This window comes from Streptomyces sp. NPDC047453 (assembly GCF_040643155.1).
Taxonomy (GTDB): Bacteria; Actinomycetota; Actinomycetes; order Streptomycetales; family Streptomycetaceae; genus Streptomyces.
The window spans coordinates 43,658-68,927 of sequence record NZ_JBEYTS010000002.1 but is presented as its reverse complement, the minus strand read 5'-3'; the positions used below and the strand labels follow the sequence as shown (position 1 = coordinate 68,927).

The window sequence follows — 25,270 nt, the reverse complement described above, 5'->3', positions numbered from 1 at the left end:
CGATCACTCCCCGCCGCGCAGGATGCTGTTGCCCTCGTGGGTGGCGCCGGTCGCGGCGACGTCGAGGCTCAGCCGGCCGCTGAGACCGTAGAACTCGACCGGATTGCGCCACAGCACGCGGTCCACCTCGTCCTCGGTGAAGCCCTCGGCGAGCATGAGGTCGCCCACCTTGCGGGTCTTGAGGGGGTCGCTTCTGCCCCAGTCGGCGGCGGAGTTGACCAGGACCCGTTCGGGGCCGTGGGCGCGCAGGATCGCGACCATCCGCTCCTCGTCCATCTTGGTGTCGGGGTAGACGGAGAAGCCGAGCCAGCAGCCGCTGTCCTTGGCCTCCTTGACGGTGGTCTCGTTGAGGTGGTCGACCAGGACGCGGTCCATGGCCAGCGCCGACTCCCGTACGACGTCGAGGGTGCGGCGCAGCCCGGCGAGCTTGTCGCGGTGCGGGGTGTGGACGAGGGCGGGCAGCCCGTGGTCGGCGGCGAGCTGCAACTGGGTGGAGAGGGCGGTGTCCTCTTCGGGGGTCATCGAGTCGTAGCCGATCTCGCCCACGGCGACGACCTGGTCCTTGACGAGGTAGCGGGGCAGTTCGTCGAGGACGGGCAGGCAACGCGGGTCGTTGGCCTCCTTGGGGTTCAGGGCGATGGTGCAGTGGTGGGCGATGCCGTACTGGGCGGCGCGGAAGGGTTCCCAGCCGATCAGGGAGTCGAAGTAGTCGAGGAAGGAGGCGGCCGAGGTGCGGGGCTGGCCGAGCCAGAAGGCCGGTTCCACGAGGGCGCGGACACCGGCGGCGTACATGGCCTCGTAGTCGTCGGTGGTCCTGGACGTCATGTGGATGTGGGGATCGAAGATGCGCATCAGGACTCCTTGCCGTCGGGGTCGACCGAGCCGTGCGGCGCGGTGTCGGGCTCAGTCAGGGCCAGGACGCGGTGCAGGTCCTCGGGGACCTGGCGGCCCGCGGCGGTGCGTTCGGCGGCGTAGTCGCCGAGCATGCGGGCGAGTTCGGCGTCGCCGCGGGCGCGGCGGCCCAGGTCCGCGACGCTGTCCACGGGCACGCCCGTGAACAGGCACTTCAGCACGGCGTGCCGCCATGCGTGGGGGGCCAGGTGCCCGGCGGCGTACGGGCCCACGGCGGCGGCGATCAGCCGGGTGTCGTTGGTGCGCAGCGCGTCCTCGACGAGCGGGAGGGCGTCGGGGCCGGCCACGAGGTGGGGCAGGGCGTGCAGGACGGCGCGGCGTTCGTCGGCGGTGCCCTGGCGGTAGACCCGGGTGAGGGCGCCGAGGCCCGCGCGGGCCGCGTGCAGGATGAGGACGCGGGCGGCGTCGGCGTGGGCGGGGCCGCAGCGGCGGCCCGCCTCGGCCAGGCGCAGTTCCCACACGGAGATCGGCCCATGGGTGCCGGGGTGGGCGGCGGCCTCGTCGAGCGCCTGGTCGAGCCAGGCCCGTGCGGCCGGTGCGAGGCCGCTGTCCGTACGGGCGCGCAGTTCGTCCGTCGGGGTCGGTGCGGGGGCGGTGCCGGCCGCGGGGGTGCCCTCGGTGCCGGTGCCGTGCGGGTGGGTCATCGGGTGCTCCCTTCCGGGGTGACCGGATGCTCGGAGGCTGGACGCGCGGGGGCGGGAAGCCCGGTGGCCGCGGGGGCCGGGGGCTCGCCCGTGGACGCGGCGGCGGTGGCCGCTCGGCGGAGGAAGGGCAGGGAGAGCTCGGCGTGGTGCGGGCCGGCGTGGGAGTGCCTGGGCAGTTCCACGACGGTCAGACCCTGGTAACCGGTGGCGGCCAGGGCCGCGAGGACGGGCGGGAAGTCGATCTCGCCGTCCCCGAACGGGAGGTGTTCGTGCACGCCGCGGCGCATGTCCTCGATCTGGACGTGCCGCAGCCAGGGCGCGGCGGCGCGGACGCACTCGGCCGGAGGGAGGGGTTCGAGGCACTGGCAGTGGCCGATGTCGAGGGTGAGACCCAGGTTCTCCGGGTCGCCGAGGGTGCGGCGCAGGTGGTGGAAGTCGGCGAGGGTGGCGAGGAGGTGACCGGGTTCGGGCTCCACGGCGAGGGGCACGCCGGCGGCGGTGGCGGTATCCAGGACGGGGCCCAGGGACTCGGCGAGCCGCTTCCACGCCGTGTCCCGGTCGGTGCCGGGCGGGGTGATGCCGCTGAAGCAGTGCACGGCGTGGGCGCCGAGGTCGGCGGCCACCCGTACGGCCCGCAGCAGCAGGTCGGCGCGCCGGGCGCGGTCCGCCGGGTCCGCGTCCAGGAGGGAGGGGCCGTGCTTGCGGCGCGGGTCGAGCACATAACGGGCGCCCGTCTCCACCGTCACCCCCAGGCCCAGCGCGTCCAGCCGGTGAGCGACCCGGCGGGTGCGGGCGGCCAGGTCGGGGGCGAGCGGGTCGAGGTGCATGTGGTCGAGGGTCAGTCCCACGCCGTCGTAGCCGAGGTCGGCGAGCAGGCCGAGGGCGTCGTCGAGGCGCAGGTCCGCGAGGCCGTTGGTGCCGTAGCCGAAGCGCGGGGCCGCGGCGGGGTCGGGGCTCATGTCACGCTCACCTTCCTCGCGAACCTTCGGGCCAGGGGGGCCAGGGCGGCCGTGCACAGGGCGGTGACCGGTGCGCCGGCGCGGGCGGACAGCGCGGCCTGGAGCGGGATCATGGCGCGGATGCCGCCGCCGACGGCCCTCTGGGTGAGCGGGGGCGAGGAGTTGAGGACGGCGTGGGCGAGGGGGCGGGCGACGGTGGCGGCGTAGCCGAGCGCGAGGGCCGCACGGAGCGCACCGCCCGGTGCGGGGGTGAGGCCCGGCGGACCGAGGGGGGCTGCTCCGCCTCGGTCCGCCGGGAGTCTGAGGGCCACGGCGGGCGGGGTCAGTGCGTACGCGACGCCGGAGGTGACCGCGAGGGCCGCGAGCGGGACGGCGGTGGAGCCGCCCTGGGTCTCGCGACGGGAGACGGCGGTGACGGCCAGGGTGTGGGCGCCGAGGGCGGCGGCGGACGGTACGGCGTCGCGGACCCGGCCGCCGCTCGCGGCGGCGCCGAGCACCAGGTCCAGGCTCCGGGCCGCCGCCATCACCGGCGGACCCGCCCAGTTCCGCTTGAGGCCGAGGTCGTACGCCCAGACCGAGGCGGCGAGCGGTACGGCGACGGTGAACGCGGGCCGGCCGGCGCGGGCGGCGAGCGCGAGGCCCAGGGCGGTGAGCGCGCCGGCCGCGGCGAGCGCGGCGCCGGGGGCGATCCGCCCGGACGGGAGCGGCCGGTGCGGGCGCTCCACGGCGTCCTCGGCGCGGTCCGCCCAGTCGTTGAGCGCCATGCCCGCCTGGTAGAGGCACAGGGACGAGCCGATGGCGAGGAGGGTACGGGTCCCGGGGGCCCGCCCGGCCACCGCGGCCCCGGCGAGGGCATCGCCGGGGACGGTGAACAGGGCGGGCAGCCGCAGCAGTTCGACCCAGTCGGCGGGGGTGCCGAGGGCGGGGCGGCGGAGTGGGAGCGGGGTGGAGGCGGGTCCGGGGGTCGGGCTCGTGACGGTGGGTGCGGCGGGGGCGGCCGTGGGTGTGGGGTTCTCCCCCGCCGGGTCGGTCGGATCCGCGGAACCGGTGGGTCTCGCGCCCGACCGCGGCTCCTGCTCCGCCTGTGGCGGTGGTGACGGGCGGCCGTGGTCCTCCTCCTGGCGCGGGCGACCGCGGGACGCGGATCCGCGCGCCCCGACGACGGCGGCGACGGTCACCGCCAGGGCGATGGCCACCAGACCGTGGCGGGTCATCACTGGTCCCCCAGCCGTCGGCCGAAGTCCAGGAGCGCCGCGTACTGCTCCCCCAGCGCGGCGGGGGCGCCCGGGTCGGGGTCCTTGAAGTAGAAGCCGAGTTCGGGGCGCGGACCGGTCAGTCCGCGTTCGTGGGCGCGGGCCAGCAACCGAGCCAGGTCGAGGACCAGGGGCGCGGCGAGCGCCGAGTCGCAGCCCTGCCAGGTGGTCTGGAGGGTCATCCGGGACCCGAGGAAGCCGCCGAAGGCGATGTGATCCCAGGCGGTCTTCCAGTCGCCGAGCGCGGGCACGTCGTCGATGTGCACCTCTCCCTGGGGGACCGTGCCCAGGGTGTCCGCGAGGACCCGTTCCTTGCCGGAGTTCTTCGCCGCGGCGGCGGCCGGGTCGGCGAGTGCGGCGCCGTCGCCGCCGCCGAGGAGGTTCGTTCCCGACCAGGCGAGCACGTGCAGCGCCCGCTGCGCGAACATCGGGCCGAGCACGGACCGGAGCAGGGTCTGCCCGGTCTTGCCGTCGCGGCCCGCGTAGGGCAGGGCGGCGGCCTCGGCCTCGGCGGCGAGCGCGGGGTGGTGCAGCCCGGTCGACGGGGTGAAGTTGACGTACGGGCAGCCCGCGCGCAGGGCCGCTGCCGCGTACAGCGAACTGGCGGGCAGGGCGGTGCCCTCGGGGGCCGGTTCGGTGGAGGCGACGTTGACGACGACGGTGCGGGCGAGGTTGTGGCTGCGGGTGAAGTCACGGATGTCGCCGGCGAGGGCGTCGATGAGGGCGTCCTCGCTCCGGGTGTCTCCGGGCAGCGGGCCGCCGGGCCTGATCTCCCCGTCGGCGGCGGTCAGTTCAGCGCGGACGGCGGAGGGCAGCCCGTGCGGCAGGACACCGCCGGCGGCGAGGCTCTCGGCGCGTTTGGGCAGCGGGCAGTCCACGGTGTCGTGCCCGCCGAAGACGAGGGAGGACAGAGCGGGCAGACCGCTCGCGGCGAAGGGCTCTGTCTCGGTGACGAGGCCGGCGGCGGGATGCAGTCCGGCGGCGACGGCGGCGCATCCGGTGACGGCGGTGGTGGCGACGGAACCTCTCGCGCCGATCAGCCAGACACCGGTGCGGGAGGGGGAAGCGGAAGGTTCGGCGGACATGGGCAGCCTCCTTGTCGTACGCGAACCGGAAGCCGGACGGGGTGGTGGGGCGCCGGGCGGCCTCCGGGGCGCCGCCGACACCAGGCACCGGCCTGAATCCGGAGCCGGGAGCAGAGTTGGGACCGGAACCGAGAACGAGACCGGAACCGAGATCCGGACCAGAGCCGATGCCGGGACCGGAGCCGGATTCCCGGTCGGGCAAGGCCTCGGCCTGGGCCGGGACCGGAGCCAAGGCCGGGACCCACAACCGGGACCCGGACCAGAACCCGGACCGAGGTCCGGGACCGGTCTCGGGCCGGGGACCGATGTAGGAGCCCTGCACCGGGTTTCCGGCCGGGCAAGGTCTCGACCTGAGCCGAAACCGAGCCCGGAACCCGATCCAGGACCTGAACCCAGACCCCGGACCCGGAACACCGGGCCGGAACCTGGATCCAGAACCAGCGTCGGAATCCCGGCCGGGCAAGGTCTCAGCCTCAACCGAAACCAAGCCCACGACCGGATCCAGGACCGGACCCGGAGCCCGGACCCGACTCGGGGCCGGAACCGGGATCCGGAACCGGAACCGGATTTGGAACAGGGGCCCGGTGCCGGCTCTGCCATTCCGGCCAGGTCGGGTTTCGGCCTGGCCGGGGGCGGGGTGCCGGGTTCGGGGGTGGGCCGGCCCGACCCGCCCCCGGTCGGGGGGCGCGGGCCGGGCCGGTTGGGTTGGGGACGGCGGGCGGGAGTCCGGCGTCTCCCGCCCGCCGCCGTTTCAGGCGCCCTTGACGGGCGGCTGTTCCTTGGTTCAGGCGGTGCGCGGCTTGCAGTCGGCCTTCTCCTGGCCGGTGGCGTACTTCATTCCACCGAGCAGGTGACTGCGGAAGCCGTCCTCGGCGTAGGACTCCTTGGTGTGGCCGAGGCCGGTGTAGAAGGCGCGTCCGCCCTGGTAGGCCTGGCACCAGGCGATCGGGTGGTCGCCCTTCATGTTGCCGCCCTGGTAGGAGGTCTCGTCCAGAGAGGCCAGGACGCGGACGCTGTCACGCGGGTTGGAGCGGTAGTTGTACCACTCGTCGGTGCGCTCCCACTTGTCGTCGAGGCCCTTGGTGGCCGGGTGGTCGTGCTCGGGGACCAGGACGGTGGCCTTCTGGATCTGCGGGTGCGAGTGGAAGTAGGCGCCGACCAGGCCGCCGTAGAACGGCCAGTCGTACTCGGTGTCGGCGGCCGCGTGGATACCCATGTAGCCGCCGCCTCCGGCGACGTACTTCTCGAACGCCTGCTTCTGGTCGGTGTTGAGAACGTTGCCGGTGGTGGAGAGGAACACGACGGCGTCGTAGCGGGCGAGGTTCTCGGCGGTGAACTGCTTGGCCTCCTCGGTGGAGTCGACGGTGATGCTGCTGTCCTTCCCGAGGTCCTTCAGAGCCTGCACACCGGTGCCGATGGAGTCGTGGCGGAAGCCGGCGGTCTTGGAGAAGACGAGGACGCGCTTGGCGTTCTTCTCGGGCTTCTTGTCGGAGATCACGAAGTCGTCGAGGTCGTAGAGCGCTCCGGTGCCGCTGCCCTTGAACACCAGGTACAGCTCGGTGGTCTTGTTCGGGAGCTTGCTGAGCGGGATGTCGATGTCCTGGAAGGTCTCCCAGCCACCGGTCACCGGGACGATCCCGGTGCCGTGCAGGGGGCCGTCCGGTCCTCCGCTGCGGACCTCGAGGTAGCCTCCGGCGCCGCCGGAGGAGATCCGGGCGGTGAGCGTCTGGGCACCCTTGAGGTCGTAGGGCTTGAAGGAGATCCAGTCGCCGTTGTTGATGTCACCGACGGTCTTGCCGCCGTGGGCCGGGGTCTTGTCGTACGTGCGGATGCCGCTCTGGTCGCTGAAGTGCTCGGCCTGCCGGTGCCGGGGCTGGAGCTGGACCTGGTCGTGGGTGGTCAGCGCAGCCTGACCGCCGCCGCCGTTGTCGGTGTACTCGGCGTCGAGGACGCCGAAGATGTTGGCGTTGGGGTCGTGCTCACCGTCGGCCGGCACGGTGATGGTGCCCTCACAGCCGTTGGCCGAGGTGATCGGGTGGCCGTGGCTGTCGTGGCCGAGGATGTAGCGGACGGTGACCTTCGAGCAGTCGATCACTTCGTCCTCGGGGTCGGTGACCTTCACCTTGAACGGGATGGTGTCACCGAACTCGAACAGCGCGCCGTTGGTCGGGGTCTTGAACTCGACGGTGGGCGCGGTGTTGCCGACGACCACGTGGACGTTGGCGGTGGCCGTGTAGCCGCTCGTGTCCGTCACGGTGACGGTGGCGGTGTACGTGCCGTTCGTGCGGTAGACGTGCTGGGGCGACTCGCCGGTGCCGGTGGTGCCGTCACCGAAGTCCCAGCTGTAGGTGAGCGCGTCGCCGTCGGCGTCCTTGCCGGTCGCGGAGAAGGACGCCTTCAGGGGCGCCGTGCCGGAGGTCTTGTCCGCACTGGCGGTCACGGTCGGCGCGTGTCCGTTGGTGACGTTCTCGATGCGGTAGAGCGCGGAGTTCGCGTCACCGCCGAACCAGGCCAGGCCGTAGTCCAGGACGTAGAGGGCGCCGTCCGGGCCGAAGGCCATGTCCATCACCTGGGTCCCGGACCAGGGGAAGGGGTTGATGGACTTGACGGTGCCATCGCTGTCGTGCTTGATCCGCTTGATCCACCGGCGGCCGAACTCACCGGCGAAGAAGTCCCCGTCATAGGCCTCCGGGAACTTGGCGGCGGACTTCAGGTCGGGGTCGTAGCGGTAGACCGGGCCGCCCATCGGGGACTCGGAGCCGGTGCCGAACTCGGGGACGGAGCCGCCGTCGTAGTCGATCCAGGCCGGCTGGGCCGGCGGGAGGTCGACCAGGCCGGTGTTGTTCGGCGAGGTGTTCTTCGGCGCCGCACAGTCGAAGGCCGCGCCGGACTGCTTGGTGGCGAAGTCGTACTTGATGTACGCCTCGTTCTTGCCGACGCAGTAGGGCCAGCCGTAGTTGCCGGGCTTCGTCACGCGGTTGAACTCGACCATGCCGGAGGGGCCGCGGTTGGGGTTGGCGGAACCGGCGTCCGGGCCGTACTCGCCGATGTAAATGTTGCCGGTGGGCTTGTCGATGCTGAACCGGAACGGGTTGCGGAAGCCCATCGCATAGATCTCGGGACGGGTCTTCGCGGTGCCCGGGGCGAAGAGGTTGCCCTCGGGGATGTCGTAGGAGCCGTCCGGCTTGACCTTGATCCGCAGGATCTTGCCCCGCAGGTCGTTGGTGTTGCCCGAAGTGCGCTGGGCGTCGAACGCCGGGTTGCGGTTCGACCGCTCGTCAATGGGGGTGTAGCCGTCGGAGGCGAACGGGTTGGAGTCGTCGCCGGTCGACAGGTAGAGGTTGCCGTCCTTGTCGAAGTCGATGTCACCGCCGACGTGGCAGCAGATACCGCGGGACGCGGCGACCTCGAGGACGTTCTTCTCGCTGGCCAGGTCGAGAGTGCCGTCCTGCTTCAGGACGAAGCGGGAGAGCCGGTTGACGCCGTCGAAGGGCGCGAAGTCGGCGGCCGTGCCGTTCTCGGGAGCGTCGCCGGGCGGGGTGTTCAGCGGCGGCGCGTAGTAGAGGTAGACGAAGCGGTTCTTGGCGAAGTCGGGGTCGACGCCTATCCCCTGGAGCCCCTCCTCGTCATGGCTGTAAACGGCCAGCTTGCCCGCGATGGACGTGTTGCCCTGCGCGTCGGTCAGGCGCAGGGTGCCGTCGCGGGAGGTGTGCAGGACGCTGCGGTCCGGGAGGACTGCCAGCGACATCGGTTCACCGACCTCGGCCACGCCCTTGGCGAGGGTGACCTGCTGGAAGTCCTCGGCGGCCGCGGCGGCCGGCTTGGCGGTGTCGGGGTCGGTGGCGCTCGCCGGCGGCGCGGCGAGCGCGAGCGAGCTGCCCGCGAGGAGTGAACCGGTAAGAAGCGCTAGTGCCTTGTGGAATCTGGGACGTTTCCTGTGCACGAAGATCCCTCCGGGAGGGTGGGGGTCGTACGGGGCGGTTGCGATGTTCCGGGGTTCGCCGTCACCCCGGAGATGTACGTGTCCTGTACAACTCTGGGACCGTAGCTGGCTTTGTCGGAGTCGGATAGCCCTTACACAACAGAGAAGTTGAACTTTTTCCAGCATCAGGACAAAGCGGTTTCCGGGCAGGCTGGAGCGCCAGGTGGGCACCCCGCGCCCCAAAGGGGCGCGGGGAACTGCGCGACCAGCCGCAACAGACCCGCGGCCGCCGGCGGGCAACGCCCGGGACGGCACTCCGCGTCCGCGCCGAACCGGCGGAGCTACTCGCTGCCGAAGGCCGCGTCGAACGACGCGCTCGGCGGGTCGAAGTCGAACTCCTTGAGCCTCCGCAGCGCCTCGGGGGCACCCTGGAGCCGGTCCATGCCGGCGTCCTCCCACTCCACCGAGACGGGACCGGCGTAGTCGATGGACCGCAGCATGCGGAAGACGTCCTCCCACGGGACGTCACCGTGCCCGGCGGAGACGAAGTCCCAGCCACGCCGGGGGTCGCCCCACGGCAGATGGGAGCCGAGGCGGCCGTTGCGCCCGTCGAGGCGCTTGCGGGCCTCCTTGCAGTCCACGTGGTAGATCCGGTCCCGGAAGTCGTACAGGAAGCCGACCGGGTCGAGGTCCTGCCAGACGAAGTGGCTCGGGTCGAAGTTCAGCCCGAACGCGGGCCGGTTGTCCACCGCCTCCAGGGCCTGCCGGGTGGTCCAGTAGTCGTACGCGATCTCGCCGGGGTGCACCTCGTGCGCGAAGCGGACGCCCTCGGCGTCGAACACGTCGAGGATCGGGTTCCACCGCTCGGCGAAGTCCTGGTAGCCACGTTCGATCATGCCCGGCGGCACCGGCGGGAACATGGCGACCAGATGCCAGATCGAGGAGCCGGTGAACCCGATGACGGTGTCGACGCCGAACGCGGCCGCCGCCCGTGCCGTGTCCTTGAGCTCGGCGGCGGCCCGCTGCCGTACGCCCTCGGGCTCCCCGTCGCCCCAGATCCGGGCCGGCAGGATGCCCCGGTGGCGCTCGTCGATCGGGTGGTCGCAGACCCCCTGGCCGACCAAGTGGTTGGAGATCGCCCAGCACTTGAGGCCGTACTTGTCGAGCAGCGCGCGCCGCCCGTCGAGGTAGGCGGGGTCGGCCAGCGCCTTGTCGACCTCGAAGTGGTCTCCCCAACAGGCCAGTTCGAGCCCGTCGTAGCCGAAGTCGCGAGCCAGGCGGCAGACCTCCTCCAGCGGGAGGTCGGCCCACTGACCGGTGAACAGGGTGAACGAGCGTGACATGACCGGGCCTCCCTAGACCGGGACGGGCGTGTAGAGGGAATTCTTCGCCGCGCTCTCCTCGACGGCGGCCAGGACGCGCTGGACCTGGAGCCCGTCGGCGAAGGACGGTTGGGGCGCGGTGCCCGCGGCGATCGCGAGCACCAGGTCGCGGGCCTGGTGGACGAAGCTGTGCTCGTAGCCGAGTCCGTGGCCCGGCGGCCACCAGGCCTCGAGGTAGGGGTGGTCGGGTTCGGTGACGAGGATCCGCCGGAAACCGGCGCTGACCCCGGGTTCGGTGTGGTCGTGGTACGAGAGCTCGTTGAGCCGTTCCAGATCGAACGCGAGCGAGCCGTCGGCCCCGTTGAGCTCGATGCGCAGCGCGTTCTTGCGGCCGGAGGCGAACCGGGTCGCCTCGAACGAGGCGAGCGCGCCCGAGCCGAACCGGGCCGTGAACAGGGCCGCGTCGTCGACGGTGACCTCCCCCCGGCCGCTGCCGCCGATGCCGCTGAGCCCGGCCGCCGCCCCGGCCGGCAGCGGGCGCTCCCGGACGAAGGTCTCGGTGACCGCGGACACCCCGGTGATCGGCTCGCCCGCGAGGTACTGGGCGAGGTCGACGATGTGGGCGCCCAGGTCGCCGAGGGCCCCGGAGCCCGCCGAGTCCTTGCGCAGGCGCCAGGTCAGCGGGAACTCCGGGTCGACGAGCCAGTCCTGGAGGTAACTGACCCGTACGTGCCGCAGGGTGCCGAGGCGGCCCTCGGCGACCATGCGGCGGGCCAGGGCGGTCGCGGGCAGCCGCCGGTAGTTGAAGCCGACCATGGCGACCTGGCCGCGGGCCCGCGCCCGCTCGGCCGCCTCGGTCATCTCCCGCGCCTCCTCGACCGAGTTGGCGAGGGGCTTCTCGCACAGCACGTGCTTGCCCGCCTCCAGGGCGGCCACGGCGATCTCCGCGTGACTGTCGCCCGGGGTGCAGATGTCGACGATGTCGACGTCGTCGCGGGCGATCAGAGCGCGCCAGTCGGTCTCGGCGTCGGCCCAGCCGAGCCGGGCGGCCGCGCCCCGCACGGCCGCCCCGTCACGTCCGGCGACGACGGCCAGTACGGGCCGGTGCGGCAGGTCGAAGACGCGGCCCACGGTGCGCCATCCCTGGGAGTGGGCGGCGCCCATGAAGGCGTAGCCGACCATGCCGACACGCAGCGGAGGCTTCCCGGCCGCGGGCTCGCTCTCGGCCTGCTCCGACTGTCCCTTCAGGCCCATACCGATAACTCCTTCTCGTAAACGTTCGCAGCGGCGTTCCCGACGCCGTGATTGCGATGTGGGGGGTTGTCAGCGCCCATCACTTGAAGCCGGTGGGCATGTACTGGTCCACGTTGGTCTTGTCGACCACGGCCGAGTACAACGTGATGGACGCCGGGATCTCGAACTCCGCCATGCCGGACACGCCCTTGCCCTGGCCCAGTGCTCGGGCCAGGTCGATCGCGGACGCGGCCATCGTGGGCGGGTACAGCACGGTGGCCTTCAGAACGCCCTTGTCCTGCTTGATCTGCTCGAACGCGGAGAGCGCGCCGGCGCCGCCGACCATGAAGAACTCGTCGCGCCCGGCCTGCTCGATGGCACGCAGCGCGCCGACGCCCTGGTCGTCGTCGTGGTTCCACAGCGCGTCGATCTGCTTCTGCGCCTGGAGGAGTTGGGCCATCTTCGACTGGCCGGACTCGACGGTGAACTCGGCGGCCTGGCGGGCCACCTTGGTGATGTTGGAGTAGTTCTTCAGCGCGTCGTCGAAGCCCTGGGTGCGCTGCTTGGTCAGCTCCAGGTTGTCGAGGCCGGCGAGTTCGACGACCTTCGCGTTCGGCTTGCCCTTGAGCCTCTCGCCGATGTACTGCCCGGCGTTGAAGCCCATCCCGTAGTTGTCGCCGCCGATCCAGCAGCGGTACGCCTGCGGGGAGTTGAAGACCCGGTCGAGGTTGATCACGGGGATGCCCGCGCGCATCGCCTTCAGACCGACCTGGGTGAGTGCCTTGCCGTCGGCGGGCAGGATCACCAGGACGTCGACCTTCTTGTTGATGAGGGTCTCGATCTGCCCGATCTGCGCGGCGGTGTCGTTGGAGCCCTCGGTGATCTCCAGGGTGACGTCGGAGTACTTCTTGGCGCGGCTCTTGGCGTTGTCGTTGATCGCGTTGAGCCAGCCGTGGTCGGCCTGGGGGCCGGCGAAGCCGATGGTGACGGGCTTGCCGGGCTTGTCGTCGGCGGCGACGGGCTGGTCGTTCGCCGCGGGCTTCTCGTTCTTGGGCTCGTTGCTGGTGCAGGCGGCGAGGAAGGCGGTGGCGCCGACGGCGGCGCTGCCGAAGAGCAGACCTCTGCGGCTCGGTGTCTGAGGCATGGCGATGGCCTTTCCGGTGAGGGCCGTACGGAGCGGGCGGCTCGGCTGGGCTGGGCTGGGCTACGTGGTGGAGGCGGTGCGCCGCTGGACGAGGACGGCGGCGACGATGATGGCGCCCTTGGCGATCTGCTGGACGTCGGTCTGCAGATTGTTCAGGGCGAAGATGTTGGTGATCGTGGTGAAGATCAGGACGCCGAGGACGGAGCCGACGATGGTGCCCCGGCCACCGCTCAGCAGGGTCCCGCCGATGATCGCGGCGGCGATGGCGTCGAGTTCGTACAGGTTGCCGTTGGTGTTCTGGCCGGAGCCGGCCAGGACGATCAGCAGGAAGGCCGCGATGCCGCAGCACAGACCGGACAGCAGGTAGAGGTAGAGGCGCTGGCGGCGGACGTCGATGCCCGCGAGGCGGGCCGCCTCCGCGTTGCCGCCGACGGCGACGGTGCGCCGCCCGAACGTGGTGCGGTTCAGCACGAGCCAGCCGATGACGGTGACGGCGGCGAAGACGAGGACCAGCGGCGGCACGCCGAGGACGTAGGAGTCGCGTTCGCCGAGGCTCAGGATGCCGTCGATGGTGACGATCTGGGTCTTGCCGCCGGTGATCTGCAGGGCGAGTCCGCGTGCGGAGGCGAGCATGGCGAGGGTCGCGATGAACGGGACCATGCCGCCGTACGCGATGAGGACGCCGTTGACGAGTCCGCAGCCGACGCCGACGAGCACGGCCGTGAACAGCACGCCCACGAAGCCGTACTCCTGGGTGGCCACCGTGGTGGCCCACACGGAGGAGAGGGCGACGATCGCGCCGACGGACAGGTCGATGCCGCCGCTCATGATGACGAAGGTCATCCCGACGGTGACGACGCCGATGATGGACGCCTGCGTGAGCACCAGTTGCAGGTTGCGGGTGTCCAGGAACTGGTCGGGTTTGGTGATGCCGCCGATGAGGACGAGGACGGCGAGCACGCCGAGCAGCGACAGGGTGCGCACGTCGGCGCGCGCCCACAGGAGGCGCAGCGGGCCGGCGCCGCCGGCCGGGGCGTCCATGCGGGCGGTGGGGTGCGTCATGACGTCGCGCTCCCTTCCTCGGTTACGGACTGCGTGGACACGGGGCTTCCTTCCATGACCAGGTCGAGTACGCGGTGTTCGTCCAGTTCCCGGGCGGGTGCCGTGTGGACGACGAGCCCCTCGCGGAGCACCAGGACGCGGTCGGCGAGGCCGAGCACCTCGGGCACCTCGCTGGAGACCAGGAGGACGGCCAGGCCCTCGTCGGCGAGGCGGCGCACCACCGCGTACAGCTCGGCGCGTGCGCCGACGTCGACGCCGCGGGTGGGTTCGTCGAGGAGCAGGACGCGGCAGCCGCGCAGCAGCCAGCGGGCGAGGACCGCCTTCTGCTGGTTGCCGCCGGAGAGGGTGCGCACCGGGGCGTCGGGGTTGTCGGGGCGCAGAGAGAGTTCGCGGGTGGCCTGCCGGGCGGCGTTCCGTTCGGCGCGCCGGTCGAGCCAGCCGACGCGGGCGAAGCGCGACAGCGTGGAGACGCTGACGTTGCGGGTGACGGACTCCAGCATCAGCAGGGCCTGGGCCTTGCGTTCCTCGGGGGCGAGCCCGAGTCCGGCGCGGACGGCGGAGCGCACGCTGCCGGGGCGCAGGGGTGTGCCGTCGACGAGGACGCGGCCCGCGCTGGGTTTGCGGGCGCCGTAGATGGTCTCCAGGATCTCGGAGCGGCCGGAGCCGACGAGTCCGGCGAGGCCGACGATCTCGCCGGGCCGCAGTTCGAGGTCGAGGGGAGCGAACTCACCGTCGCGGGCGAGTCCTTCGACGGTGAGGACGGGCGCGGGGTGCACGGCGTCGGCCGGCGGGCGCGGCGGGAAGACGTACTCGACGTTGCGGCCCGTCATCAGGGAGACGATCTCGCGGGTCGGAGTGGATTCGGCGGGCAGTCCGCCGGCGACGGCGCGGCCGTCCTTGAGGACGGTGACCCGGTCGCCGATACGGCGGATCTCCTCCAGGCGGTGGGAGATGTAGACGACGGCGACGCCGTCGGCGGTGAGGTCGCCGACGATGCGGAAGAGGTTGTCGACCTCGTCCGGGTCGAGGGCGGCGGACGGTTCGTCCATCACGATGAGCCGGACGTCGTGGGAGAGGGCCCGGGCCATGGAGACGACCTGCTGCTGGGCGGCGGAGAGGTCGCCGACGAGCCGGGCCGGGTCGATCTCGGGGTGGCCGAGCCGCTTGAGGAGGCCGGCTGCGGCGGAACGGGCCTCGCGGCCGCGGACGACGAAGCCGGCGGTGGTGGGCTCGTGGCCGAGGAAGACGTTCTCCGCCACGGACAGGTGTCCCACCAGGTCGAGTTCCTGGTAGATGGTGGCGATGCCCAGGCTCATGGCGGCGATCGGGGACTTCAGGGTGATGGGCTCGCCCCGCCAGGTGATCTTCCCGTCGTCGGGCTGGTGGGCCCCGGCGAGGACCTTGATGAGGGTGGACTTCCCGGCGCCGTTCTGGCCGAGCAGGCAGTGGACCTCTCCGGCCAGGACCTCCAGGTCGACTCCGTCCAGGGCACGGACTCCGGGGAACGACTTGGTGATGCCGGACATGCTGAGCAGGGGTGATTCTGGAGCCATGGTGGTTCCCCTCGGCGGATACGGCCGGTCTCAGGGCAGGGCTGACGTACGCGGGGCGTACCGGTGCCGGTGCGTGGTACGCGGCGTGTGCTGGGGTGTCGGGGTACGGGGGTGGTATGCGGGTACTCGGGGATGTACGGGGCTGGGATACGCGGGGCGGGCGCGCCGGTCGCACGTGGTGCGTGCCGGTGCTCGGGACGTGCTGGTGGTGCGCGGGACGTGCCGGTGGTGCCGTGCTGCGTGCTGGTGGTGCGGGACGTGCCGGTGGTGCGGGGTGGTGCGCGCCGGTCAGGCCGGCGAGAACAGGTGGTCGCTGATGAGCCGGGCCGCGCCGATGACTCCGGCGGCGGGCCCCAACTCGCCCAGGACGATGGGCAGGTTGCCGGTCGCCAGGGGCAGCGACTGGCGGTAGACCTGGGTGCGGATCGCGGCGAGCAGTGTGTGGCCGAGGCCGGTGACCCCACCGCCGATCACCACCAGGCCGGGGTTGAAGAAGGAGACCAGTCCGGCGATGACCTGGCCGGTGCGGGTGCCGCCCTCCCGGATCAGGCCGAGCGAGGTGGCGTCGCCCGCGGCGGCCGCGGCGGCCACGTCGACGGCGCTGAGGGCTCCGTTCGTCTCCAGCCGGGTCGCCAGCTCGGCCGACAGTCCCTGCTGGGCCGCCTCCAGCGCGTCACGGGCCAGGGCCGCGCCGCTGAAGTGGGCCTCCAGGCAGCCCCGGTTGCCGCAGACGCAGGGGTGTCCGCCGGGCACGGCCTGGATGTGCCCGATGTCGCCCGCGCTGCCGGTCGTTCCGCGGTGGACCTCGCCGCCGACGACGATGCCGCAGCCGATGCCGGTGCCGATCTTGACGCAGAGGAAGTCGCCCACGGAGCGGGCGACGCCCGCGTGCTGCTCCCCCATCGCCATGAGGTTCACGTCGTTGTCGACCATGACCGGGCAGCCGAGTTCCTGGCTGAGCGCCTCCCGCACGGGGAAGCCGTCCCAGCCCGGCATGATCGGGGGTGCCACGGGGACGCCCTGGGGGAAGCGGACGGGGCCGGGGACGCCGATGCCGGCGCCGTCGTAGCCCTCCGCGAGCCCCGACACCTTCAACTTCGCGGCCATGGCGAGGACTTGCTCGAAGACCGCGACGGGCCCCTCGCGTACGTCCAGCGGCTGGTTGAGGTGTCCGAGCACTTCCAGTTCGGCGTTGGTGACCGCGACGTCGACCGAGGTCGCGCCGATGTCGACGCCCAGGAAGCGCAGTTCGGGTGCGAGCCGGACGTTGTGGGAGCGGCGGCCGCCGCGCGAGGCGGCGAGTCCGTCGGCGACGACCAGTCCCGTCTCCAGGAGCCGGTCCACCTCCACGGCCAGCTTCGACCGGGACAGCTCGACGCGGTCGCCGAGCTGTGCCCGGGAGCTGGCTCCCCCATCGCGCAGCAGCTTCAGCAGCCGGGCCTGGTGTGCGTTGGCGGGTCGTGCCGTCATACGTCTCACGTGCCCCTCCCCGCCTCAATTCGGCCTATGCGCAAGGGATTCCGGCCACTTGGCCGCTTGCTTGAGAGAGGAACGTAGCAGCGACTGCCGGAACTGGGAAGAAGTTGCGCATGGATTGCCGCCAACTTTCTCCACCGACAGGACAAAGTTGGCGGCGCCGAGCGGGGCCCCGGACCGGTCTTCATGAGGTCGGGGCCGGGCTCGTTCGGGTCAGGGCACGGCCTGTGGGATCAGAGATCGCCCCGGGGGCAGGGCTCGACGCGCAGGGTCAGGGCTTGGCCTGGCCGTGGTACGACCTGCGGGTGTGCTCCGTGTGCTCGCGCATCAGACGGGTCGCGCGCTGCTCGTCGCGGTCGGCGATCGCCTCGATGAGCGCGCGGTGCTCGATCCAGGACTGGCGGCCGCGCTGCCGGGCCACCGGCGTGTAGTACCAGCGCACCCGGCGGTCGACCTGGGCGGCGAGCTCGGCGAGCACCGCGTTGCCGGCCAGCGCCACGACCTTGGCGTGGAAGCGGGCGTTCAGGGCGACGGCCGTGTCCACGTCGTCGGCGGCGACGGCCTCGAACCCCTGCGCCACCAGCTCCTCCAGGGCGGTGACGCCGTCGCGGTCCGCGTTCGCGGCGGCGAGGCGGGCCGCCTCGGCCTCCAGGAGCATGCGCACGCTGAGGAGCTGGTCGGCCTCCTCCTCCGTCGGCTCGTGCACGAAGGCGCCCTGGGCGGGCCGCAGATCGACCCACCCCTCGGTGTTCAGCCGCTGGAGCGCCTCGCGCACCGGCTGCCGGGAGACGCCGAGGTGCCCGGCGAGTTCGCTCTCGACGAGGTGCTGGCCCGGCTGGAGGGCACGCGTGGTGATGAGCTCCAGCAGGGCTTCGTAGACGCGCTCGCGCAGCGGGCCGGGGCGTTCGAGCCTGGGCACCGCCCCCTGCGGCAGTCCTGTCGACAACATCGCGGTCCCCTCCTCGGCCGGGCGCCGGCGCAGCAGGCGGACACCCGGGTCCTTGACACTCGGCGGAGCGTCGATCGCCGTTCGTCTACAGTCTACGATGCACAGTCGCCACGATCAGCGGCTGTCGCGGGCTTCACACCCGCGCGCGACGCACACGCGCGCGTGAAGCCCGCGCGGGTGTGAAGCCCGCGCGCGTGAACCCCTCACACCCACCGGGCGAGGACCCACGGGCCGCCGATCACGGGCAGCGCACGACCTGCCCGGCGTAGGACAGATTGCCGCCGAAGCCGAACAGCAGCACCGGGTCGCCGGTGGCCACCTCACCCCGTTCGACGAGCTTGGACAGGGCCAGCGGGATGCTCGCGGCCGAAGTGTTGCCGGACTCGCTGACGTCGCGGGCGACCACGGCGTTGACGGCTCCCAGCTTCGCGGCGAGCGGCTCGATGATGCGCAGGTTGGCCTGGTGCAGGACGACCGCGGCGAGTTCCTCGGGCGCGAATCCGGCCCGCTCGCAGGCCTGCCGGGCCAGCGGCGGCAGCTGCGTGGTGGCCCACCGGTAGACGCTCTGCCCCTCCTGCGCGAACCGCGGGGGCGTGCCCTCGATCCGTACCGCGTGCCCCATCTCGGGCACCGAGCCCCACAGCACCGGACCGATTCCGCGCTCCTCGCCCGGCCGGCAGGCCTCGACCACGGCGGCCCCGGCCCCGTCGCCGACGAGCACGCAGGTCGTGCGGTCGGTCCAGTCGGTCACGTCGGTCATCTTGTCGGCGCCGATGACCAGGGCGCGGGTCGCGGCGCCGGCGCGCACGGTGTGGTCGGCGGTGGCCAGGGCGTGGGTGAAGCCCGCGCACACGACGTTGACGTCCATCGCGGCCGGCCGCGGCACGCCGAGCCGGGCGGCGACCCGGGCGGCGGTGTTCGGCGAGCGGTCCGTGGCCGTTGAGGTGGCGACGAGTACCAGGTCGATGTCGGCGGGCGCGAGGCCGGCCGCCGCGAGCGCCTTGGCGGCGGCGTGCGCGGCGAGCTCGTCGACCGGCTCGTCGGGCGCGGCGATGTGCCGGGTACGGATGCCCACCCGGCTCCTGATCCACTCGTCGCTGGTCGCCACGATGCCCTCCAGGTCCTCGTTGGTGAACACCTTGGCGGGCTGGTAGTGACCGACGGCGGTGATGCGCGAGCCGTTCATGGGATCCCCCTCGTGGCCGTGGGTAGCGGGATTCACCAGTCTGATCAGTGACTCACGGGTAACGCGGCAGGTGAAGTCACAGGATTGGCGGGCCCCGCTTGTCGGCTTCCGTCAGAGGGACGCCCACCCTCGCGGCCAGGGACCCTTGCTCCCGTGACGCAGCCAGTAGACAATACATCGTCGACAGTATTCACAGCGTCAGGACAAGGTCACGGCCGCCATGGGCGGGGTTCTCCCGCCGCGATCCCCCTGCCGTGCGTGCAGGACAATGGAGATCGTCAAGGCCGCTTCGGCCGGAGAGCGCACAGAACCGGAGCTGATCAGGACATGGGACGAGTCACGGAACGACGCAAGGTGATCCGCATCCGGGACGGCGCCGTCTCGTCCCGTCCCGACACGCTGGTCGCCGAGGAGCCGCTGGAGATCCGGCTGAACGGCAAGCCGCTCGCGATCACCATGCGCACGCCGGGTGACGACTTCGCGCTGGCGGCCGGTTTCCTGGTGAGCGAAGGCGTGCTGGCCGCCACGTCCGACCTGGTGAACATCGTGTACTGCGCGGGCGCGACGGCGGACGGCTCGAACACGTACAACGTGGTGGACGTGAAGACCGCGCCGGACGTCGTCCTGCCCGACATCACCCTCGAACGCAACGTGTACACGACCTCGTCCTGCGGCCTGTGCGGCAAGGCGAGCCTGGACGCGGTCCGTACGACGGCCCGCTGGCCGATCTCCGACACGCCCCCGCTGCGGGTCGGGCCCGAGCTGCTGGCGAGCCTGCCCGACCGGCTGCGGGCCGCCCAGCGCGTCTTCGACCGCACCGGCGGACTGCACGCGGCGGCCCTGTTCACCGAGGACGGCGAACTGCTGGACATACGGGAGGACGTGGGCCGGCACAACGCGGTCGACAAGCTGATCGGCCGCGCCCTGCAGAACGGCGAGCTGCCCCTGTCCCGCAGGATCCTGCTGGTCTCCGGCCGCGCCTCCTTCGAGCTGGCCCAGAAGGCCGTCATGGCGGGCATACCGGTGCTGGCGGCCGTCTCGGCGCCGTCGTCCCTGGCGGTGGACCTGGCCGCGGAGACGGGACTGACGCTGGTGGGCTTCCTGCGGGGCAGCTCCATGAACGTGTACGCGGGCGCGGAGCGGATCGCCCTGCGGGAGGCGGCCGCCCACGGCTGAGCCGCCCCCACTGTCAACGGGACCTGTCAACGTCAACGGGAACGGGTCGCCGTACCGACCACGGTGCGTGACGCCACGGCCGTCGCCCGCTCGGCGCCCTCCTGCCGTGCCTCGGGGTCGCGTGCCCGGCGCTTGGCGATCACCGCGCACACCATGAGCTGCATCTGGTGGAAGAGCATCAGCGGCAGCACGGCGAGCGAGGCATGGGCGCCGAACAGGACGCTCGCCATGGGCAGCCCGGAGGCCAGCGACTTCTTCGAGCCCGCGAACTGCACCGCGATGCGGTCCTCCCGGGAGAAGCCCAGCGCCCGTGAGCCGTACCAGGTCAGGGCGAGCATCACGGCGAGCAGCAGGGCCTCGACGACGAGCAGCCCACCGAGCCGTACGGGACTGACCTGGTGCCAGATGCCGCGCACCATGCCCTCGCTGAACGCGGTGTAGACGACGAGCAGGATCGAGCCGCGGTCGACCAGCCCGAGGACCTTCTTGTGCCGGGCGACGAAGCCGCCGATCCACGGCCTGAGCACCTGCCCGGCGGCGAACGGCACGAGCAGTTGCACCACGATCGTGACCAGCGAGTGCCCGGAGAAGCCGCCGCCGCTGCTGCCGAGCAGTGCCGCCGCGAGCAGCGGGGTCAGGATGATGCCGACCAGCGAGGAGAAGGAGCCGGCGCAGATCGCGGCGGGCACGTTGCCGCGGGCGATGGAGGTGAACGCGATCGACGACTGGATGGTCGACGGGACCAGGGTGAGGAAGAGCAGGCCCTGGTAGAGCGGCTGGTTCAGCAGCACCGGGACGAGTCCGCCGGCGGCGATGCCGAGCAGCGGGAAGATCAGGAAGGTGCAGGCCAGGACCGTGACATGCAGTCGCCAGTGCTTCAGGCCGTCCAGCGCCTCACGGGTGGACAGCCGGACGCCGTAGAGGAAGAACAGCAGGGCGATCGCGGCGGTCGAGGCGCCCGAGGCCGCATGGGCGGCGGTGCCGCGGGCCGGGAGGAGTGCGGCGATGCCCACCGTCGCCAGCAACAGGACGATGTACGGGTCGATCGGCAGCCAGTTCGTCGTCCGGCGCAGGCGTTTCACGGTGCTCCACTTGCTCGTGCTCTTCGGTTCGGTACGGGCGCCGTCACGCCCGTGCGGCCCTTTCGGTGCGGGGCCGACGGATCCCCCCTCCATCGTGCTCCTTCCGGCGCCGATCGGGAATCCGTCATACCGCTCTGACTGTCATCGCGTTTTGCGATCACCGCTGGTAACCTGAGCCTCGTGTACGACCCCGCCCAGCTGCGCACCTTCCTGACCGTGGCCCAGACCCTCAGCTTCACGGGGGCGGCCCGGCGGCTCGGGCTGCGTCAGTCGACCGTCAGCCAGCACGTGCGCCGTCTCGAGGACGCGACCGGCAGGCTGCTGTTCTCCCGCGACACCCACTCGGTGGAGCTGACCGAGGACGGCGAGGCCATGCTGGGCTTCGCGCGCCGGATCCTCCAGGTGCACGAGCAGGCGACGGCGTTCTTCACCGGCGCCCGGGTGCGCGGCAGGCTGCGGTTCGGCGCGTCGGAGGACTTCGTGCTCACCCGGCTGCCGGAGATCCTGGAGGGCTTCCGCTACGAGCATCCCGAGGTCGACCTGGAGTTGACGGTGGAGCTGTCGGGCACCCTGCACGAGCAGCTCGCCGCCGGAAAGCTCGACCTGGTGCTGGCCAAGCGGCGCCCCGAGGACCCGCACGGCGAGCCGGTCTGGCAAGACCGCCTGGTCTGGATCGGCGCCGAGCGGCTGCGCCTGGACCCCGACCGCCCGGTGCCGCTCATCGTCTACCCGCCGCCCGGCATCTCCCGGGCCCTCGCGCTGGAGGCCCTGGAGCGCCAGGGCCGGCCGTGGCGCGTCGCCTGCACCAGCGGCAGCCTCAACGGCCTGGTCGCCGCCGCCCGCGCGGGCCTCGGCGTGATGGCCCACTCCCGTGGCCTGATCCCGCCGGGCCTGGTGCGCGTCCCGGACCGCGCGGGCCTGCCGGAACTGGGCGGAGTCGACTTCGTCCTCGTCCACGGCCGCCGTCACGACACGCCCCACCACGCGGCCGACGCCCTGGCCACGGCCATCCTGACCAGCGGCGACCGCCTCCACCGGCGCGGAGTCGGCTAGAGCCTCTCGTTTGGCTCATGCCGGGCTCGCGGGCCCTGGCACCGCTCCCCAGACCGCGACCGGTCCGGGCCGTCAACGGCCGTCGCCGCCACCGGCGCCTGGCTTGTTCACGACGGTCGCCGCGACGTCGCGCCGGCCGGTCGCGAGGGCCGTAATCGGGCCGTACAGATTCGGTGGAGATAACGGCACCGAAACTTACTGATCCGTAAGAAAGTCTGTCCGACCCTTCCCCTTGTGAGGGCATTTTCCGGCGTCCGCCGGGGCGCTGCCCGCCTTCGCGGGCCCTCCCGCCCCCTGCCTCACTGGGGTAGCTTTCACGGCGCTGTGCGGAGCGTCACAAGGAACGGGAGCGGGGTTTGCGCGAGTTCACCAACCCTCCGTCGACGTTGCCACCGCCGGTGGGCGGACTGGCCGACGTCGTCTTCCAGCATGCGCTGGACGACCCGCTCCACATCGCGCTCGGCCGCAAGGACGAGTTCGGCAGGTGGCGGGATGTGACCTGCGCCGAGTTCCGCGACGAGGTGCTGGCCCTCGCCAAGGGCCTGCTCGCCCAGGGCATCCGCTTCGGCGACCGCGTCGCGATCATGTCCCGTACCCGCTACGAGTGGACGCTGTTCGACTTCGCGCTGTGGACGATCGGCGCCCAGGTGGTGCCGCTCTACCCCACCTCCTCGGCCGAGCAGTGCTTCTGGATGCTGTACGACGCGGAGGTCACGGCGGCGGTCGTGGAGCACGAGGAGCACGCGATGACGATCGCCACCGTCATCGACCGGCTCCCGCAACTGCGCCTGCTGTGGCAGCTGGACACCGGCGTCGTGCAGCAACTGTACGACGCGGGCGGGCACATCGACGACGACGTGGTGCACCGGCACCGGGAGGCGGTCACCCCGGACTCGGTCGCGACCGTCATCTACACCTCCGGCACCACCGGCCGCCCCAAGGGCTGCGTGATCTCGCACGGCAACTTCATGTTCGAGTCGGACACGGTGATCGAGCGCTGGGAGCCGGTGTTCCAGAGCAGGAAGGACGAGGAGGCGGCGACGCTGTTGTTCCTGCCGCTCGCCCATGTCTTCGGCCGGATGGTGGAGGTCGCCGCGATCCGCGGCAAGGTCCGTTTCGGCCATCAGCCGCAGCTGAACGCCTCCGCGCTGCTGCCCGACCTCCAGGCGTTCCGGCCGACGTTCATCCTGGCGGTGCCGTACATCTTCGAGAAGGTGTTCAGCGCCGCCCGCCGCAAGGCGGAGAAGGAGGGCAGGGACGGGCCGTTCGAGAAGGCCGTCGAGGTCGCCGTGAAGTACGCGGACGCCGTCGAGGCCAAGGCATGGGGCATCGGGCCCGGCCCCTCGGCCGGCCTGCGGATGCAGCACCAGTTCTTCGACACGTTCGTGTACTCCAAGGTGCGCGCCGCGATGGGCGGCAGGATCCGGAACGCGGTGTCCGGCGGCTCGGCGATGGACCGCCGGCTCGGTCTGTTCTTCGCGGGCGCCGGCGTGCAGATCTACGAAGGCTACGGACTGACCGAGTCCACCGCGGCGGCCACCGCCAACCCGCCCGAGCGCACCCGCTACGGCACGGTCGGGCAGCCCATTCCGGGCACCACCGTGCACATCGCCGACGACGGCGAGATCTGGCTGCGCGGCGACAACGTCTTCCAGGGCTATCTCCACAACGAGAAGGCCACCGACGAGACCCTGCACGACGGCTGGCTGGCCACCGGCGACCTCGGCTCCCTCGACGAGGACGGCTATCTGACGATCACCGGCCGTAAGAAGGAGATCCTGGTGACTTCCGGCGGCAAGAGCGTGGCGCCGGGCCTGCTGGAGGAGCGGGTGCGCGATCACCCGCTGATCTCCCAGTGCATCGTCGTCGGCAACGACCGCCCCTACGTCGCCGCGCTGGTCACCCTCGACGCGGAGGCCGTCGAGCACTGGCTCCAGATGCGGGGCAAGCCGCGGATGCCGGCGGCCCGGCTGGTGCACGACCCCGACCTGGAGACGGAGGTCCGCCGTGCGGTGGTCGCCGCCAACACGCTGGTCTCCCAGGCCGAGTCGATCCGCACCTTCCGTATCCTCGCCCAGCCGTTCAGCGAGGAGCACGGTCTGCTGACCCCGTCCCTGAAGCTCAAGCGCAAGGCCATCGAGAACGCGTACGCCGACGAGGTGGAGGCGCTGTACCAGGTCTGAGCGGGGCCGCACGCCCCAGCCGCCCGACGGGTTCCGGCCGGATCGGCCGCTCAGGAATGCGAACAGGCTCGTGATCGTTGACGATGGGACCGACACACGACGACAAGCGAAGGATCGAGAAGCTCGTGAGCAGCAAGGTCCCCCCGATCATCCTCAACAACGGCGTCGAGATGCCCCAGCTGGGCTTCGGCGTCTGGCAGGTGCCGGACGACGAGGCGGAGCAGGCCGTCGCCACCGCACTGGAGGCCGGGTACCGCAGCGTCGACACAGCGGCGATCTACGGCAACGAAGAGGGCACCGGCAAGGCCATCGCCGCATCCGGCATCCCGCGCGAAGAGGTCTTCGTCACCACCAAGCTGTGGAACAGCGACCACGGGTACGACTCCACGCTCCGCGCCTTCGACGCGTCGCTGACCAAGCTCGGCCTGGAGTACGTGGACCTCTACCTGATCCACTGGCCGACACCGGCCCGGGGGAAGTTCGTCGACTCCTACAAGGCGTTCGAGAAGCTGCACTCGGACGGGCGCATCCGGGCGATCGGCACCTCCAACTTCCTTCCCGAGCACCTGGAGCGCCTGATCGCCGAGACCTCGGTGATCCCGGCGGTCAACCAGATCGAACTGCACCCGCACCTCCAGCAGCACGCCGCCCGCGAGTACCACGCGGAGCAGGGCATCGCCACCGAGGCCTGGTCGCCGCTCGGCCAGGGCAAGGGCCTGCTGGAGGTCCCGGCGATCGTGGCGATCGCACAGAAGCACAACCGCACGCCCGCCCAGATCGTGCTGCGCTGGCACCTCCAGCTCGGCAACGTCGTGATCCCGAAGTCCGTGACGCCCTCCCGGATCCGGGAGAACATCGAGGTCTTCGACTTCAGCCTGGACAACGAGGACCTCGCGGCGATCAGCGCCCTGAACGAGGACCGGCGCCTGGGCCCGGACCCGGCGACGTTCGAGATCGTCTGACTCGGACGGCGTAGGGCGCGCCCCGGACCACTGCCCGCGGTTCCGGGGCGCGCCGCGCTTCGTCGCTGTTGCAACGCACCTCCCGGTAAGGAAACTTTCCTGACAGAAGGAGCC

At 71.8% G+C, this 25,270-nt stretch carries 19 protein-coding genes; 4 read left to right on the top strand and 15 right to left on the bottom strand.

Annotation, left to right across the window (positions count from 1 at the left end):
* Positions 1-3 precede the first annotated feature (3 nt).
* From ABZ818_RS02845 to ABZ818_RS02780, 14 genes are all read right to left on the bottom strand, one after another.
* Positions 4-852, bottom strand: a complete 849-nt coding sequence (locus ABZ818_RS02845; RefSeq protein WP_361409777.1) for a TatD family hydrolase — start codon at positions 850-852, stop codon at positions 4-6.
* Positions 852-1,556, bottom strand: coding sequence for an EboA domain-containing protein (locus ABZ818_RS02840; protein WP_361409774.1), 705 nt, complete (start codon positions 1,554-1,556; stop codon positions 852-854). The genes ABZ818_RS02845 and ABZ818_RS02840 overlap by 1 nt, the downstream gene beginning before the upstream one ends.
* Complete coding sequence (locus tag ABZ818_RS02835) at positions 1,553-2,515, bottom strand: sugar phosphate isomerase/epimerase family protein (RefSeq protein ID WP_361409772.1); 963 nt, start codon at positions 2,513-2,515, stop codon at positions 1,553-1,555. The genes ABZ818_RS02840 and ABZ818_RS02835 overlap by 4 nt, the downstream gene beginning before the upstream one ends.
* Entirely contained in the window at positions 2,512-3,729 is a 1,218-nt protein-coding gene (locus ABZ818_RS02830; RefSeq protein WP_361409770.1) for an SCO3242 family prenyltransferase, read from the bottom strand. The genes ABZ818_RS02835 and ABZ818_RS02830 overlap by 4 nt, the downstream gene beginning before the upstream one ends.
* Positions 3,729-4,853 (bottom strand): inositol-3-phosphate synthase, encoded by a 1,125-nt coding sequence (locus tag ABZ818_RS02825; protein WP_361409767.1) that lies wholly within the window; start codon positions 4,851-4,853, stop codon positions 3,729-3,731. Before ABZ818_RS02825 ends, ABZ818_RS02830 begins: the two co-directional genes overlap by 1 nt.
* Positions 4,854-5,637: 784 nt before the next feature.
* Positions 5,638-8,796 (bottom strand): ThuA domain-containing protein, encoded by a 3,159-nt coding sequence (locus ABZ818_RS02820; protein ID WP_361409764.1) that lies wholly within the window; start codon positions 8,794-8,796, stop codon positions 5,638-5,640.
* Between the two features lie 320 nt (positions 8,797-9,116).
* Positions 9,117-10,118, bottom strand: a complete 1,002-nt coding sequence (locus ABZ818_RS02815; protein WP_361409761.1) for a sugar phosphate isomerase/epimerase family protein — start codon at positions 10,116-10,118, stop codon at positions 9,117-9,119.
* A gap of 12 nt (positions 10,119-10,130) precedes the next feature.
* On the bottom strand, positions 10,131-11,351 hold the full coding sequence (locus tag ABZ818_RS02810; RefSeq protein WP_361409758.1) for a Gfo/Idh/MocA family oxidoreductase: 1,221 nt from the start codon (positions 11,349-11,351) through the stop codon (positions 10,131-10,133).
* A 79-nt stretch (positions 11,352-11,430) separates the two neighbouring features.
* Positions 11,431-12,474, bottom strand: a complete 1,044-nt coding sequence (locus tag ABZ818_RS02805) for a substrate-binding domain-containing protein (RefSeq protein WP_361409755.1) — start codon at positions 12,472-12,474, stop codon at positions 11,431-11,433.
* A gap of 60 nt (positions 12,475-12,534) precedes the next feature.
* Entirely contained in the window at positions 12,535-13,515 is a 981-nt protein-coding gene (locus ABZ818_RS02800) for an ABC transporter permease (RefSeq protein WP_361410471.1), read from the bottom strand.
* Between the two features lie 17 nt (positions 13,516-13,532).
* Complete coding sequence (locus ABZ818_RS02795; RefSeq protein ID WP_361409752.1) at positions 13,533-15,089, bottom strand: sugar ABC transporter ATP-binding protein; 1,557 nt, start codon at positions 15,087-15,089, stop codon at positions 13,533-13,535.
* Between the two features lie 288 nt (positions 15,090-15,377).
* Positions 15,378-16,559: an ROK family transcriptional regulator gene (locus ABZ818_RS02790; RefSeq protein WP_361409750.1), complete on the bottom strand. Its 1,182-nt coding sequence runs from the start codon at positions 16,557-16,559 to the stop codon at positions 15,378-15,380.
* Positions 16,560-16,836: 277 nt separating this feature from the next.
* The gene (locus ABZ818_RS02785) at positions 16,837-17,514 is read right to left on the bottom strand and encodes a GntR family transcriptional regulator (protein WP_361409747.1); all 678 of its coding nucleotides are present in this window, start codon (positions 17,512-17,514) and stop codon (positions 16,837-16,839) included.
* A 238-nt stretch (positions 17,515-17,752) separates the two neighbouring features.
* Positions 17,753-18,700, bottom strand: a complete 948-nt coding sequence (locus ABZ818_RS02780; RefSeq protein WP_361409744.1) for a beta-ketoacyl-ACP synthase III — start codon at positions 18,698-18,700, stop codon at positions 17,753-17,755.
* Positions 18,701-19,027: 327 nt separating this feature from the next.
* On the opposite strand from ABZ818_RS02780, the gene fdhD reads away from it, so the two are divergent.
* Complete coding sequence (fdhD, locus tag ABZ818_RS02775; protein ID WP_361409741.1) at positions 19,028-19,876, top strand: formate dehydrogenase accessory sulfurtransferase FdhD; 849 nt, start codon at positions 19,028-19,030, stop codon at positions 19,874-19,876.
* A gap of 32 nt (positions 19,877-19,908) precedes the next feature.
* Here fdhD and ABZ818_RS02770 read toward each other — a convergent pair whose 3' ends face one another.
* Entirely contained in the window at positions 19,909-20,958 is a 1,050-nt protein-coding gene (locus ABZ818_RS02770) for a bile acid:sodium symporter family protein (protein WP_361410468.1), read from the bottom strand.
* 180 nt (positions 20,959-21,138) lie between these two features.
* On the opposite strand from ABZ818_RS02770, the gene ABZ818_RS02765 reads away from it, so the two are divergent.
* The 3 genes from ABZ818_RS02765 (at position 21,139) to ABZ818_RS02755 (ending at position 25,156) form a co-directional block, all read left to right on the top strand.
* Positions 21,139-22,011, top strand: a complete 873-nt coding sequence (locus tag ABZ818_RS02765; protein WP_361409738.1) for a LysR substrate-binding domain-containing protein — start codon at positions 21,139-21,141, stop codon at positions 22,009-22,011.
* A 356-nt stretch (positions 22,012-22,367) separates the two neighbouring features.
* On the top strand, positions 22,368-24,194 hold the full coding sequence (locus ABZ818_RS02760) for an AMP-binding protein (protein ID WP_361409735.1): 1,827 nt from the start codon (positions 22,368-22,370) through the stop codon (positions 24,192-24,194).
* Between the two features lie 125 nt (positions 24,195-24,319).
* Positions 24,320-25,156 carry an aldo/keto reductase gene (locus ABZ818_RS02755; protein ID WP_361409732.1) on the top strand — a complete coding sequence of 279 codons (837 nt, stop codon included), beginning with the start codon at positions 24,320-24,322 and terminating at the stop codon, positions 25,154-25,156.
* The last annotated feature ends 114 nt before the right edge of the window (positions 25,157-25,270 follow it).